This is a genomic window from Nonomuraea sp. NPDC050328 (assembly GCF_044459405.1).
Classification (GTDB): Bacteria; Actinomycetota; Actinomycetes; order Streptosporangiales; family Streptosporangiaceae; genus Nonomuraea.
Map to the genome: position 1 here is coordinate 523,169 of NZ_JBITIW010000001.1, position 13,468 is coordinate 536,636.

Annotated in this window: 11 protein-coding genes; 8 read left to right on the plus strand and 3 right to left on the minus strand. The window is 72.8% G+C overall.

The window, feature by feature from the left end:
- Positions 1-145: 145 nt before the first annotated feature.
- From ACIBG7_RS02380 to ACIBG7_RS02400, 5 genes are all read left to right on the plus strand, one after another.
- Positions 146-1,501, plus strand: coding sequence for a dipeptidase (locus tag ACIBG7_RS02380; RefSeq protein WP_357917028.1), 1,356 nt, complete (start codon positions 146-148; stop codon positions 1,499-1,501).
- Between the two features lie 187 nt (positions 1,502-1,688).
- Positions 1,689-2,213, plus strand: a complete 525-nt coding sequence (locus tag ACIBG7_RS02385; protein WP_357917026.1) for a GNAT family protein — start codon at positions 1,689-1,691, stop codon at positions 2,211-2,213.
- A 433-nt stretch (positions 2,214-2,646) separates the two neighbouring features.
- Positions 2,647-3,381 carry an ATP-binding cassette domain-containing protein gene (locus ACIBG7_RS02390; protein ID WP_397334918.1) on the plus strand — a complete coding sequence of 245 codons (735 nt, stop codon included), beginning with the start codon at positions 2,647-2,649 and terminating at the stop codon, positions 3,379-3,381.
- Positions 3,378-5,561: a YhgE/Pip family protein gene (locus tag ACIBG7_RS02395; RefSeq protein WP_397334919.1), complete on the plus strand. Its 2,184-nt coding sequence runs from the start codon at positions 3,378-3,380 to the stop codon at positions 5,559-5,561. Before ACIBG7_RS02390 ends, ACIBG7_RS02395 begins: the two co-directional genes overlap by 4 nt.
- The gene (locus tag ACIBG7_RS02400; protein WP_357917017.1) at positions 5,558-6,088 is read left to right on the plus strand and encodes a helix-turn-helix domain-containing protein; all 531 of its coding nucleotides are present in this window, start codon (positions 5,558-5,560) and stop codon (positions 6,086-6,088) included. Before ACIBG7_RS02395 ends, ACIBG7_RS02400 begins: the two co-directional genes overlap by 4 nt.
- Here ACIBG7_RS02400 and ACIBG7_RS02405 read toward each other — a convergent pair.
- The gene (locus ACIBG7_RS02405; RefSeq protein WP_357917014.1) at positions 6,043-6,912 is read right to left on the minus strand and encodes an NAD(P)-binding domain-containing protein; all 870 of its coding nucleotides are present in this window, start codon (positions 6,910-6,912) and stop codon (positions 6,043-6,045) included. The genes ACIBG7_RS02400 and ACIBG7_RS02405 overlap by 46 nt on opposite strands.
- 52 nt (positions 6,913-6,964) lie before the next feature.
- Here ACIBG7_RS02405 and ACIBG7_RS02410 point away from each other — a divergent pair, with 52 nt between their 5' ends.
- Complete coding sequence (locus ACIBG7_RS02410; RefSeq protein ID WP_397334920.1) at positions 6,965-9,787, plus strand: BTAD domain-containing putative transcriptional regulator; 2,823 nt, start codon at positions 6,965-6,967, stop codon at positions 9,785-9,787.
- On the opposite strand, the gene ACIBG7_RS02415 is transcribed toward ACIBG7_RS02410, so the two are convergent.
- A complete protein-coding gene (locus ACIBG7_RS02415) occupies positions 9,766-10,284 on the minus strand; it encodes a cysteine dioxygenase family protein (RefSeq protein ID WP_357917009.1) in 519 nt (172 codons plus the stop codon). The genes ACIBG7_RS02410 and ACIBG7_RS02415 overlap by 22 nt on opposite strands.
- 100 nt (positions 10,285-10,384) lie before the next feature.
- Between ACIBG7_RS02415 and ACIBG7_RS02420 the strand changes: the two genes are divergently transcribed.
- Positions 10,385-11,272 carry a LysR family transcriptional regulator gene (locus tag ACIBG7_RS02420; RefSeq protein WP_357917007.1) on the plus strand — a complete coding sequence of 296 codons (888 nt, stop codon included), beginning with the start codon at positions 10,385-10,387 and terminating at the stop codon, positions 11,270-11,272.
- Between the two features lie 4 nt (positions 11,273-11,276).
- Positions 11,277-11,900, plus strand: coding sequence for a LysE family translocator (locus tag ACIBG7_RS02425; protein WP_397334921.1), 624 nt, complete (start codon positions 11,277-11,279; stop codon positions 11,898-11,900).
- On the opposite strand, the gene ACIBG7_RS02430 is transcribed toward ACIBG7_RS02425, so the two are convergent.
- Positions 11,889-13,457: an acyl-CoA synthetase gene (locus tag ACIBG7_RS02430; protein WP_397334923.1), complete on the minus strand. Its 1,569-nt coding sequence runs from the start codon at positions 13,455-13,457 to the stop codon at positions 11,889-11,891. The genes ACIBG7_RS02425 and ACIBG7_RS02430 overlap by 12 nt on opposite strands.
- Positions 13,458-13,468 lie beyond the last annotated feature (11 nt).

A 13,468-nucleotide genomic window follows, 5' to 3' on the forward strand; every position in this document is an offset into this window, starting at 1 on the left:
GAAGTCAGGTATTCGCAGTTTCGACTTGTAACAACAACGAAATCCGCAGGTAGGTTATCGGGGTACAACGCCCGGTTTGCAGGCCAGGTAACTGTGTGTGATGCAATGAGCTGTACCCACGCAACGACCCCGGGAGAGTAGTCCGGTGACACCAGATCAGATCGAGAGCGCTGTCGCCGCCGCGATGCCTCAGGCGGTCGAGGAGCTCAAGCGCCTCGTCGCCATCCCCTCCGTGGCCTTTCCCGGTCACCCGGAGGAGCCCGTCCTCGCCGCCGCGGCCGTGACGGAGGAGCTGCTGCGTTCGGTGGGGCTCCACCACGTCCAGCAGATCCCGGTCGAGGGCAGCTTCCCCGCCGTGTACGGCGAGGCCCCCGGCCCCGCGGGCTCGCCCACCGTGCTGCTGTACGCCCACTACGACGTGCAGCCCGCCGGCGACCCCGCCGCCTGGAACACCCCGCCCTTCGAGCCGACCCTCATCGACGGGCAGCTCTTCGGCCGCGGCGCCGCCGACGACAAGTCCGGCATCATCTCGCACGTCGCCGCGCTGCGCGCCTTCCAGGGCCGGTTCCCGGTGACCATCAAGGTCATCATCGAGGGCCAGGAGGAGTACGCCGGCGAGCGCCTCGAAGCCTTCGTCGAGAAGAACCCCGAACTCCTGCGCGCCGACGCCATCGTGGTCGCCGACACCGGCAACCCCAAGGTCGGCGACCCCTCGGTCACCACCTCGCTGCGCGGCATGGCCGCCTTCACCATCGAGGTCCGCACCCTCAAGACCGCCCAGCACAGCGGCTCCTTCGGCGGTGCGGCCCCCGACGCCCTCGCCGCGCTCATGCGCATGCTCACCGCGCTCCACGACGAGAACGGCGACATCCGCGTGCCCGGCCTCCCCCGGGGCGCCTTCCTCGGGCAGGGCCCGTCCGAGGAGGAGTTCCGCCAGGTCGCCGGCGTCCTCGACGGCGTCTCCCTGGTCGGCTCCGGCTCCCTGGCCGACCGCCTGTGGGCCTCCTACGCGATCACCGTCACCGGCCTCGACGTGCCCTCCGTCTCCGGCGCGGTCAACGCCGTCCAGCCGCTGGCCCGTGCCCGCGTCACCGTCCGCATCCCCCCGTCCGGCGACCCCAAGACCACGGTCGACACCGTGATGGGCTTCCTCCAGCAGGTCGCGCCCTGGGGCGTCCAGGTCTCCTTCGGCGACCTCACCGTCGGCTCCGGCTTCCAGGCCGACTCCGGCGGCAAGGCCCGCTCCGCCCTCAACCGCGCCATGGAGCGCGCCTTCGGCCGCACCCCGCGCGACGTCGGCGCCGGTGGCTCGATCCCGCTGGTCAACACGCTGATCAAGCAGTTCCCCGCGGCGGAGATCCTGCTCTTCGGCGCCGAGGACGAGGGCGCGAACATCCACGCCCCGAACGAGCGCGTCGACCTCGAAGAGCTCCGTCGTACGGCTACCGCCGAGGCGCTCTTCCTGCACGAGCTCGGCCAGCCTTCGGTGCTGGGCGTCTGATCCTCCGGTCGTCGCGCTCGGCCCGGGTCCTGGTGACCCGGGCCGAGCGCTTCGGCTTCCGGGGTTCGGGGGGCCAGGGCGAGCGCTTCGGCTTCCGGCGTTCAGAGGGCCGGGACGGAAACTCGGTGGAACCCGGCATCCCCTCCTGCTACGAATGCCGGGACAACCCGACTCTGAGGAGAACCCCATGCTGACCGGAGACCTGATCCGCCTGCGCCCCCTCGAACCCGGCGACGCCGAAGCCCTCTGGCGCTGGGGCAGCGACCCCGAGGTGATCCGGTACATGGGCGCAGGCCAGCCCGAATCCCTCGCCCAGCTCACCAAGCGGCACCTCGAACGGCCGACCAACACCTACAGCAACACCCTGCTCGGGGCCGAGACCCTGGAGACCGGCAAGCTCATCGGCGCCGTCCGGCTGCGCGACGCCCAGCCCGAGATCGGCGACGCGGAGCTGGACATCTGGATCGGCGAGAAGGACCACTGGGGACGCGGCTTCGCCACCGACACCATGCGGACCATGTGCCGGTACGGCTTCGACGAACTGCGCCTGCACCGGATCACGCTGTGGGTGGTGGCGGAGAACGTGGCTGCCCGGCGGGTGTACGAGAAGGTGGGCTTCGTGCAGGAGGGCGTGGCGCGGGAGTCCTTCCGGCGGGCGGGGAAGTGGCATGACATGGTCCTCATGGGGTTGCTGGAGGGCGAACTCCGCTGACCCTCGCCTGAACTACTTCGGCCTTCGTCTGAGGCGCGCTTCGCGCGTTTGAGCTCGGGCTCCCCTCGGTGGGGGGCCGAGCCCCCCACACCCCCGCCGAGGCCTTCCGGCCCCGGACCCCGGGGGTTTCGCTGTTTCCGGGGCGGCGGGGCCTTTGGGGGGTCGGTCAGCGGTGACGGCACGGGCGGCCCGGGTCGGAGGCGAGATTTGGCCCCCGGCTCGAGACGGAGGCTGAGGCCTCGTACGGAGGTAGGGGTCCGTGGCCTGAGGTCCCCCAGGCGCAGGCGCGGGCCGTGGTTCCCCAAGGCCGTCGGGAGGCGTCCCTGAGATCAGGGGCGTCGGCGGCGGGCGCCTGGGAGGGGGTGGCGGGGAAGCGGTGGTGTCCTATGCGCTATCTTTTGTACTGACCGGTCAGTTCAAAGGAGTGCGCGGAGTGATCGTCGCGAAAGACCTGGCGGTGGCTGGGGTGTATGAGGGGGTCTCGTTCGTTGCGGAGCCCGGGAGTCTCACCGCGGTGGTGGGGCCGGGTGGGAGTGGGCGGACGAGTCTGTTGCTGACGCTGGCCGGGCGGATGAAGCCGTCGGCGGGTCAGTTGTCGGTGGCCGGGGTGGAGCGGCGGCGGGCGATCCGGAAGGTGGCGGCGCTGGCGCTGGTGGACGGGGTCACCGACTTCGATCGGCGGTTGACGGTTCGGGAGCATCTGCGGGAGCGGGGGCGGCAGCCGTACCAGCAGGTGTTGGAGCGGGTGGGGTTCACGGCGGGTGACCGTACGCCGGTCGGGGAGCTGGATCGGGAGGGGCAGGTGCGCCTCGGATTGGCGCTGGCCTTGCTCGATCGGCCGAAGGTGATCGTGGCTGACAACGTGGACGTGGGGCTGCCGGAGAGTGGGCGGGCCGCGGTGTGGGCCCTGCTGACGGAACTGGCCTCAGGGGGACGATCGGCGGCAGCGCCGGGAGACGGGCCGGCAGCCCGCGGAGTGGCCCCCGAGGTCCACGGTGTCGTCCCCAAGGCTCGAGGGGTGGCCAAGGGGGCCGCCTCCGAAATGGGAGATCCCGGCGAAGACGAGCGGGGGGCCCGCGGAGGGCTGGTTCGAGCAGGCGGCCTGATGGTCGTCGTGTCGTGTGTGCAGGTCGCGGGTGTGGCCGATCAGGTGGTGGAGTTGTCATGAGGGAGCTGCGCAGGTTCACCCGGGCGCGGATCACGCGGCTGGCGCTGGCGGCGGTGGTGTTGCTGCCCCTGCTGTACGCGGGCCTGTACCTGTGGTCGTTCTGGGATCCGCAGGATCATCTCGACCGGCTGCCGGTGGCGCTGGTGACGGAGGACACCGGCAAGTACGGCAAGGAGCTGGCCGAGGAGTTGCGCGAGCGCGAGGTGCTGGGCTGGCACGAGGTGAGCGCGCGGCAGGCGGCCGACGGGGTCAGGGACGGCAGCTTCTACCTGTCCCTGACCATCCCGGCGGACTTCAGCAGCCGCCTGGAGTCGCCGTCCACGGACAGGGCGGTCCCGGCGTCGCTGGGGGTGACGGTGGACACCGGCCGGTCGTACATCATGGGGTCGATCTCCGACGCGGTGTTCAACGAGGTGCGCGCGGCGGCGGCCAGGACGGCGATCCAGGGCTACTTCGACGAGGTGTTCATCTCCATCGGCGACATCCACGACAAGACCGTGGAGGCGGCGGACGGGGCGCGCAAGCTGCAGGACGGCACGGTGAAGGCCGGGGAGGGCGCGGGCCGGCTGCAGGTCGGCCTGGCGTCGGCCAGCAGCGCGACGGCGCAGTTGTCCAGCGGGGTGAACAAGCTGCAGAACGGCGCCGGCCAGCTCACCAGCGGACTGTCCACGCTCCAGGACAAGCTGGGTGAGCTGGAGCAGGGCGTCAACAAGCTCCGCCGCGAGGGCACGGGGGCGCTCGCGGCGGGTACCAGTCAGGCCTACGAGCAGGTGCACGCGCAGCGCGGCAAGGTCAACCAGCTCGCCGACAAGTACGTGCCGGTCCTCAACGAGTACGGCCCGCAGGTGGCCGAGTCGGCCGAGCAGGTGGCCGAGCTGGCCGACCGGCTGGCGGCGGGGCTCGACGGGCTGGCGGCCGAGGCGGGCGGCAGCGCCCAGGAGGCCGCGCAGTCGGCCCGGGCCGCGCTGGACGGGCTGGGCCCGGAGACCGATCCGCAGGTGCGGTCCCTACTGCGGGACGCGGCGAACTCGGCCGAGCGGGCCGCCGCCAAGGCCGCCAGGCTGGAGGAACGGCTGAGCGGCTCGGGCGACCTGCCCGCCGCCGCCCGGGACCTGGCCCGGCAGGCCCGGCGCATCGCCGCGGTCGCGCCGGAGCTCGGCCCCAAGCTGGACGGGCTGCGCGAGCAGTACAACACCCTGGACGACGGGCTCGGCAAGCTGGCCGAGGGCGCGGCGACCGTGCACGGCAAGGTCGGCGAGGTGGGCGCCGCGGCGGGCAAGCTGGAGGCGGGCGCGGGCAAGGTGGTGGCCGGGGCGGCCAAGCTGGCCGGCGGGCTCGACCAGCTCGGTGACGGCGTGGGCAAGCTGAGCGGCGGCCTGGGCAAGCTGGGCGACGGCGCGAGCAGCCTCGACAAGGGGCTGGACAAGCTGGCCGGCGGCTCGAAGGAGCTGGCCGAGGGGCTCGGCGACGGTGCCGGGCAGATCCCCGACTACGACCAGGCCGAGCGCGACAGCCGTACCGAGACGATGAGCGACCCGGTCCGGCTGGCCAAGTCGGTGCGGAACGAGGTGCCGAACTACGGCACCGGGTTCGCGCCGTTCTTCGTGCCGCTGGCGCTGTGGGTCGGCGCGATGATCGCCTACATGGTGCTGCGCCCGCTCAACCCGCGGCTGCTGGCCGGTACCGCGGGGGCGCTCCGGGTGGCGCTGGCGGGCTGGGCGCCGGCGGTGGCGCTCGGGTTCGCGCAGGTCGGCGTGCTGGTCGCGGTGCTGAAGTTCGCGCTGGGGCTGGAGGCGGCGCACTGGTGGGGCGTGGTGGGCATCCTGCTGCTGGCGACGGCGGCCTTCCTGGCGCTGGTCCAGGCGGTCAACGCGCTGCTCGGGCCGCCCGGCCGGGTGGCCGCGCTGGCGCTGCTGATGTTGCAGCTCACCTCGGCGGCGGGCACCTACCCGATCGAGACCTCGCCCGGGTTCTTCCAGACCATCTCGCCGTGGCTGCCGATGAGCTGGCTGGTGGCCGCGCTGCGCCGGTTGATCAGCGGCGGCGAGCTGACCGTGGTGTGGCAGGCTTGCGGGGTGCTCTCCGCCTTCCTCGCCCTCGGCCTGGCGCTCACGGTCCTGGCCGTGCACAAGGGCCGCACCTGGTCGCTCAAGCGCCTGCATCCGGAGCTGGCTCTGTGAGCCGGGCCGAGACGCGGCTGAAGGTGTTCGCCGCGGCCATCGACCTGATCGCCGAGCAGGGCTACAACGCCACGACCGTCGAGGCCATCGCCGAGCGGGCGGGGGTGGCCAAGGGCACCGTCTTCTACAACTTCGGCAGCAAGGAGGCGCTGTTCGCGCAGCTCCTCGACTACGGCATCGGCCTGCTGGCCACTGAGATGGCGGCGGCCGAGAACCTGGAGGGCGCCGTGATGGCGCAGCTCCGGTTCTTCGCCGACTACGGCCCGTTCGCCCGGGTGCTGCTCGGCCAGATGTGGCAGTCGGCCTGGCAGGAGGCGATCGCCCGGCTGCGGGCCGAGGCGATCGGGGTGTACGTGCGCGAGCTGCGGGACAAGCTGCCCGAGGGCCAGGTGGAGACGGCGGCGACCGGCTTGTTCGGCATGGTGCTGACCGTGTCGATCGAGCGGTCGGTGCTGCATCCCGACCGCCCGATCGAGCAGGTTCACGCGATGGTGCTGGAGCTGCTGCGCGGCCGGATCACCTCGTAGATGCTGGACAGGCCGTCCGCGGCGTAACCGGCCTCGACGGTGCGGTTCATCAGGTCGCTCAGCGCCGCCGGGGTGGCCAGGTCCAGGCCGGCGTCCTTGCTGGCCTGGACGATGTGCTCCATGCTCACGGCCATCATGTGCATGTTGTTGAACTCGCCCGGGTAGACGCCCTTCTCGATCTCGTCGGCGAAGATCTTGAAATAGCCCATCGGGCCGTCGCCGCCCAGCTCGGTGGCGGTCTCCTGGGCGAAGGGCAGGAAGGCGCGGATGTCCCCCACGAGCGCGGCGCCGTGCGCGAAGGCGGCCAGGATGGAGAAGAACATGTGCAGGCTGGCCGTGTAGTAGGCCATCGCCAGACCGGGGTCCTCCCCCATGAACTTGACCGCGCCCAGCTCCTCCAGCGCCGCCCGGTGCTGCTCGACGAGGTGCTCGGGGCCGCTGTAGAAGGCGTAGGCGCCGGGCAGGCCGATGCCCTGCGGCGGGACCATGATGCCGCCGGTGATCAGCTCACCGCCGCGCTCGCGCACCCAGCCGGCCGCGCGGCGCAACGTCTCGGGGGTGTCCGAGCTCAGGTTCACCAGCACCTTGCCGGTCAGGTCGGCCTCACCCAGGCTGTCGTACATCGACTGGTAGTCCACCTGGCTGAGCACGATCAGCTCGCCGGTGGCGGCCGAATCGGCCGCCTTGGCGCCCTTGGCCACCAGCGGCTCGGTCTTGCTCGCCGTACGGTTCCAGACCGACACCTCGTAACCCCGGTCGAGGTAGACCGCGGCCATCGTCGAACCCATCGCGCCCAGACCGGCGATCGTCACTTTCTTCGTCATGCTGCGACTCTCCAGGAACGGGCTACGGGTTTCCTACGGCTAGCCTGGTGAGGTGCGGTTCGGGGTGCTCGGTGCGTTGACGGTGTGGACGGCCGAGGGGCGTCCGCTCGCCGTCCCCGACGCGAAGGTCCGGGCCCTGCTGGCCGACCTGCTCGTGCACGCGCCGCGGCCGGTGCCCGCCGGGATGCTGATCGAGGACCTGTGGGGCGACGAGCCGCCGCGCAACGCCACCTCGGTGCTCCAGGCCCGCATCTCTCAGCTCCGGGGCGCGCTGGGCGCTCGCGAGCTGGTGGTCCGGGAGCCGGGCGGCTACCGGGTGGCCGCCGAGTGGCTCGACAGCACCGAGTTCGAGCGGCTGGCCCGGCAGGCGCGCTCGGCCGCCGACCTGACCACCCGGGCCGGGCTGCTGGCCGACGCGCTGGCGCTGTGGCGTGGCCCGGTGCTGCCCGACTTCGACTTCGCCGCGCCCTTCGCCGCCCGGCTGGAGGAGCTGCGGCTGACCCTGGTCGAGGAACAGGCCGAGGTACGGCTGGCCCTCGGCGAGCCGGTGGAGCTCGGCGACCTGGCCGAGCTGCACCCCTTCCGCGAGCGGCTGCAGGCCGCGCACCTCAAGGCGCTCTACCGTGCCGGCCGCCGGCACGAGGCGCTCACCGCCTTCGAGTCCCTCCGGGTACGGCTGGCCGACGAGCTCGGCACCGACCCCGGCCCCGAACTGGCCGAGCTGCATCAGCAGATGCTCCGCCACGAGCCCGCCCGCACCAACCTCAGCACGCCGCTCACCCCGCTGATCGGCCGGGCGGAGGCGGTCGCCAGGGTCCAGGCCCTGCTGGCCGGCGACCGCCTGGTCACCGTCACCGGCCCCGGCGGCGTGGGCAAGACCCGGCTGGCGCTCGCCGCCGCCTCCGGCCTGCCGCCGGGCGGCGCGGCGGACGGCGTCTGGCTGGTCGAGCTGGCCTCCGCCCGCGAGGCCGCCGACCTGGCCCGCGCGGTCTCGGCCGCCCTCGGCATCCGCGACGACATCCCGCTGACCGAGGCGGTGCGCGGCAAGGAGCTGCTGCTCGTGCTGGACAACTGCGAGCAGGTGATCGAGGAGGCGGCCGAGCTGGCGGGAACGCTGCTCGGCGCCGCGCCCGGCCTGCGCGTCCTGGCCACCAGCCGTCAGCCGCTCGGCCTGCCCGGCGAGCGGCTGGTGGACCTGCCTCCGCTCACCGAGCAGGCCGCGGTGGAGCTGTTCTCCACGCGGGCCAACGTCGGCCCCGGCCCGGAGGTGAGCGAGATCTGCCGCCGGCTCGACGGGCTGCCGCTGGCCCTCGAACTGGCCGCGACGAGGGTGCGCGCGCTGGGGGTGGCGGAGCTGGCCAGGCGGCTCGACGACCGGTTCGCCACGCTGGCTCCGGAGATCCGCGGGCTGCCGGGCCGCCAGCGCACGTTGCGGGCGGTGATCGACTGGAGCTGGGACCTGCTGGCCGAGCCGGAGCGCGCCGCGTTGCGCCGGCTGGCGGTGTTCGCCGGGGGCTGCACCCTGGAGGCGGCCGAGGCGGTGGGCGCGAGCGCCGAGCAGGTCGCCAGGCTGGTCGAGCGTTCCCTGGTGAGCGTCGCGCCCGGGCCGCGTTACCTGCTGCTGGAGTCGATCGCCGCCTACGCACGGGAGAAGCTGGCCGCCTCCGGCGAGGAGGAGAAGGTCAGGGCGCGGCACCACGACTACTTCGTCCGCCTCGCCGTCACGGCCGAGCCGGAGCTGCGCGGGCCGAACCAGCGCGAGTGGCTGGCGCGGCTGGACGCGGAGGCGGCGAACCTGCGGCTGGTGCGTGACCGGCGGCTGGCCGACGCGCTGGCGTGGTACCGGCACCTGCGGGGCCGGCTGGTCGAGGGCCGCGACGCGCTGGCCGCTTCCGGCGGGGACCCGGCGTGGCTGATGGGCCTGTCGGTCGCGCTGGGCGCGCCCGGAGCCGAGGCGGCCACCGCCGAGCCGCGGGCCGCCTGGTTCGTCGAGCACGTGCGGTGGGCCTACGGCGACTTCACCGCCACCCTGCGCCGGGTGGAGGACGTGCTGGCGCGGGCTCGAGCGGCGGGTGACACCTGGACGGAGGCCGCGGCGCTCTCCACCCGGGCCAGGCTGGCGCTGGCGCGGGGGGATCTGGGCGCCTGCCGTACCGACGGGGAGCGGAGCCGGGCGCTCTTCCGCGAGCTGGGCGACCGGTGGGGGCAGGCGGAGGCGGCCGACGCGCTGAGCATGCCGGCCGAGATCGCCGGGGACTACGCCAGGGCCTGGGAGCTGCGCGAGGAGGGGCTGCGGCACGCGGAGGAGCTGGGGTTGTGGCCGACCGTCTCGTTCAAGCTGGCCGGGCTGGGCCGGATCGCCCTGCTGACCGGCGAGTACGCGAAGGCCCGCGAGCTGCACGAGCGGGCGTTGCGGCTGGCGACCGAGCAGTCCTACGCCTCGGCGCTGGAGTTCGCCGAGGTCGGCCTCGGCCTGGTGGCCCGGCGGCAGGGGCGGCTGGACGAGGCGGAGACGCGGCTGCGGCGGTGGCTGGGCTGGCTCGACCAGGTCAGGGGTACGGCCGGCACCGCGTTCGTCCTCGCCGAGCTGGGTTTCGTCGCCGAACTGCGCGAGGACGCCGAGCAGGCGCTGGAGCTGCAGCTCAAGGGCCTGGCCGCGGCCGAGGCGACGAACGATCCGCGAGCCGTGGCCCTCGCGAAGGAAGGGCTGGCCGGGGCGTGGTCCCTGGCCGGGGAGACCGAGCGGGCGGCCCGCCTGCTGGCGGAGGCCGGCGCGCTGCGGGAGTCGGTCGGCGCGCCGCTGGCGCCGGGCGAGCGCGGCGACGTGGACCGGATCGGCCGCCGCGTCGAGGCTCAGCGGACGGGCAGGTCGTAGACGCGGCGCACGCTGCTGCCGGTGGCGCTGACGTCCGCGCCGTAGACGTGGATGGAGATCCCGATCTCGTCGCTGGTGTTGAGCACCGAGTGGATGTCGCCGGGCGGCGCGAAGCCGCTGACGTCGCCAGGCCGGTTGTCGGCCCGGCCGATCTCCTCCAGGTGGTCGCCGTGGTCGCGGTAGAGCGTCTCGTGCTCGTTGCCGCTGAGCACGCCGAAGGCGCACCACGACAGGTGGTCGTGGATCACGGTGCCCTGTCCCGGCCGCCAGACGACGGCGACGACGGAGAAGTCCGTCTCGGTGTGCAGCGGGAAGGAGTGGTAGCTGTCGGCCCGCCCCTGCCGCTCGTCCTCGGTCAGGATCTCCGGCGTGGGCAGGTGGGCGCGCAGGTGGTCGGCCACGGCGAAGGCGGTCTCCCGCCGGGGCCGCCCGAGGGCGACGATCTCGCGGATGCCGTCGACCAGGTGGTCGAGGCCGGGACGCACGAGGGTTTTCATAGTTTCCCCCTAGGGAATGGAGCCAACTCTCCTTCCCCTCCTACAGTGCCCTGCGCCGCACCCATAGGTCCAACAGAAGTATTTGGGGTTATATATAGATGTGCTTGATGTGATCCGGCTCCGCGTCCTGCTCGCCGTCGCCCGGCGCGGCTCGGTCACGGCCGCCGCCCGCGACCTGCACTACTCCCAGCCCTCGGTCAGCCACCACCTGTCCAGGCTGGAGGCCGAGACCGGGGCCAAGCTGGTGCAGCGAGCCGGGCGCGGGATCCGGCTCACCGAGGCCGGCCGCCTGCTCGCCGAGCGCGCCGCGGAGATCATCGCCCGCCTCGACGCCGCCTCCGAGGAGCTCGCCGCGCACGTGGGCCTGCGCTCCGGCCGCGTACGGCTGGCCGCCTTCCCCTCCGCGCTGGGCACCTTCGTCCCGCAGGCCGCCCGCCGCCTGGCCACCGCCCACCCCGGCCTGCGCCTCGAACTCACCGAGACCGAACCGCCCGAGGCGCTGCGCCTGCTCAGAGCCGGCCGCGTCGACGTCGCGGTGATCTTCCGCTACGACGACACCGCGCCCGAGGCGGGCGACCTGCGGCTCATCCCGCTCCTCGACGACCCCAGCTACCTCGTCTCCCCCGACCTGGAGGTCTCCGGGGACCTGGCCCGGCACGCCGGCGCCTCCTGGATCGCCGGCTGCGACCGCTGCCGCAGCCACCTGCTCGACCTGTGCGAGCAGGCCGGGTTCGAGCCGTCGATCTCCTTCACCAGCGACGACATCGTGGCGGTGCAGGCGCTGGTGGCCGCGGGCATGGGCGTCACCGTGCTGCCCGGCCTGGCGCTGCGCGCGCACCGCAACCCGGAGGTCGGCATCGCCGCCATACCCGGCTCCACCCGGCACGTCATGGCCGCGGTGTACGGCGAGCCGCCCGACCAGCCCGGCACCCTCGCCCTGCTGGAGGCGCTGGCCGCCGATAACCCGTTGACGGGCTCCCTAGCATGAGAGCATGCCGGACTTCGCGACCCTGCTGCTGTTCAGCGCCATGACGATGGGCATCCTGCTGGTGCCCGGCCCCGCGGTGGTCTACATCGTGACCAGGAGCGTGACGCAGGGCAGGGTGGCCGGGCTGGTCTCGGTGGCCGGCGTGCACGCCGGTTCGCTGGTGCACATCGTGGCCGCCGCGCTCGGCATCAGCGCGGTCCTGGCCGCCTCGGCGACCGCCTTCACCGTGGTGAAGATCCTCGGCGTCGCCTACCTCCTCTACCTCGGCGTCCGCACGCTGCTGCGCAAGGACGCGGGCGAGACCCCGGAGCTGCGGGTCTACTCCAAGCGGCGGTTGTTCTGGGAGGGCTTCGTGGTCAACGTGCTCAACCCGAAGACCGCCCTGTTCTTCCTGGCCTTCCTGCCGCAGTTCGTCTCGACCACCGAGCCGATCCTGCCGCAGGTGCTGGTCTTCGGCGGGCTCTGGGTCGGGCTCGGCCTGCTGTCCGACGGCGCCTTCGCGGTGTTGTCGTCCAGCCTGGCCGGGCGGCTGCGCAGCTCGCAGCGGGCCCGGCGCCGGCTCGACATCGGCAGCGGCGTCATCTACCTGGGCATGGGCGCCTTCCTCGCCACCGCCTCAAAGAGCTGACGCTTCGACGATCTTCCGCGCCCAGCGGTAGTCGGCCTTGCCCGCGGGCGAGCGGACGATCTCGGGGACGAAGGCGTAGCTGCGCGGCACCTTGTACCCGGACAGCCGCTCCCGGCAGTGCGCGTCGAGCTCGGCCGCGCTGGGTTCCGCGCCCGGCCTGGCCTCGACGACGGCGGCGACCCTGGTGCCCCACGTCTCGTCCGGCACCCCGGTGACCACCGCGTCGAAGACCGCCGGATGGCCCTTGAGCACGGCCTCGACCTCCTCGGGGAAGACCTTCTCCCCGCCGGTGTTGATGCACTGCGAGCCCCGGCCGTAGATGGTGATCGTGCCGTCGTCGTGCACGGTGGCCAGGTCGCCGGTGAGCAGCCAGCGGGTGCCGTCGCGGTCGGTGACGAAGGTCTGCGCGCTCTTGGCCGGGTCGTTGTAGTAACCGAAGGCGATCCGCCCCGACTTGGCCACGGTGCCCATCTCGCCGGGCCCGACCGGTTCCAGCTTCTCGTTGAGCACCACGAGCCGAGCGGTCGAGTTGGGCTGGTACTTCAGCCCGCTCTCCGGCGAGGAGCCAGCCACGCCCGAGGCGGTGTAGCCCGACTCGGTCGAGCCGAAGTTGTCGAGGATCATCACGTTCGGCAGCAGTTCCTGCAGCCGGTCGCGCACCGCGCCGGACAGGATCGCCCCGGTGGAGCTGACCACGAACAACGACGACACGTCGTAGGAGCCGGCGGCCAGTGCCTCGGCCAGCGGCCGGGCCATGGCGTCGCCGGTGATGTTCATGGTGAACACCCGCTCACGCTCGACCGTGCGCCAGACCTCGGCGGCGTCGAACTTGCGCACGTAGACCATGGTGGAGCCCATCCACCAGGCGATGAAGGTGGCCATCTGCGCCGCGCCGTGCATCAGCGGCGGGGCCGCCATCATCACCATCGGCGTGGCCTTGACCGCCTCGTCGATCACCTCTCGCGGGGTGGCGCGCGGCTCGCCGTAGGGGTTGCCGCCGCCGAAGGCCATGAACAGGTCCTCGGTGTGCCACATCGCGCCCTTGGGCAGGCCGGTGGTGCCGCCGGTGTAGATGATGTACACGTCCTGGCCGGACCGGGTGGGGAAGCCCCTGGTCGAGGGCTGGTCCTTCAGAGCCTCGCCGTACGGCACGGCCGTGGCGGAGGAGCCGCCGACGACGATCCGGTGGCGTAACAGCGGCGCCGAGACCTTGGAGACCCGCTCCTCGAACTCGGCGTCGTAGAGCAGCGCGACCAGGTCGGCGTCGGTGAACAGGTAGCTCAGCTCGGCCTCGACGTAGCGGTAGTTCACGTTGATCGGCACCGCGCGGATCTTCAGCGCGGCCAGGATGCCGGCGATGTACTCGATGCCGTTGTAGAGCTGCAGCCCCACGTGCTGCCCCGGCCCGACGCCCTGCGCCAGGAGGTGGTGCGCCAGCCGGTTGGCCTCGGCGTCGAGTTCGGCGTAGGTCCGGCGCTCCGTCCCGCAGACCACGGCCACGCGGTCGCCGATCGTGTCGGCCAGGCCCTCGAACAGGTCGGCGTGGTTGAACTCCATCGGCTCCTCCT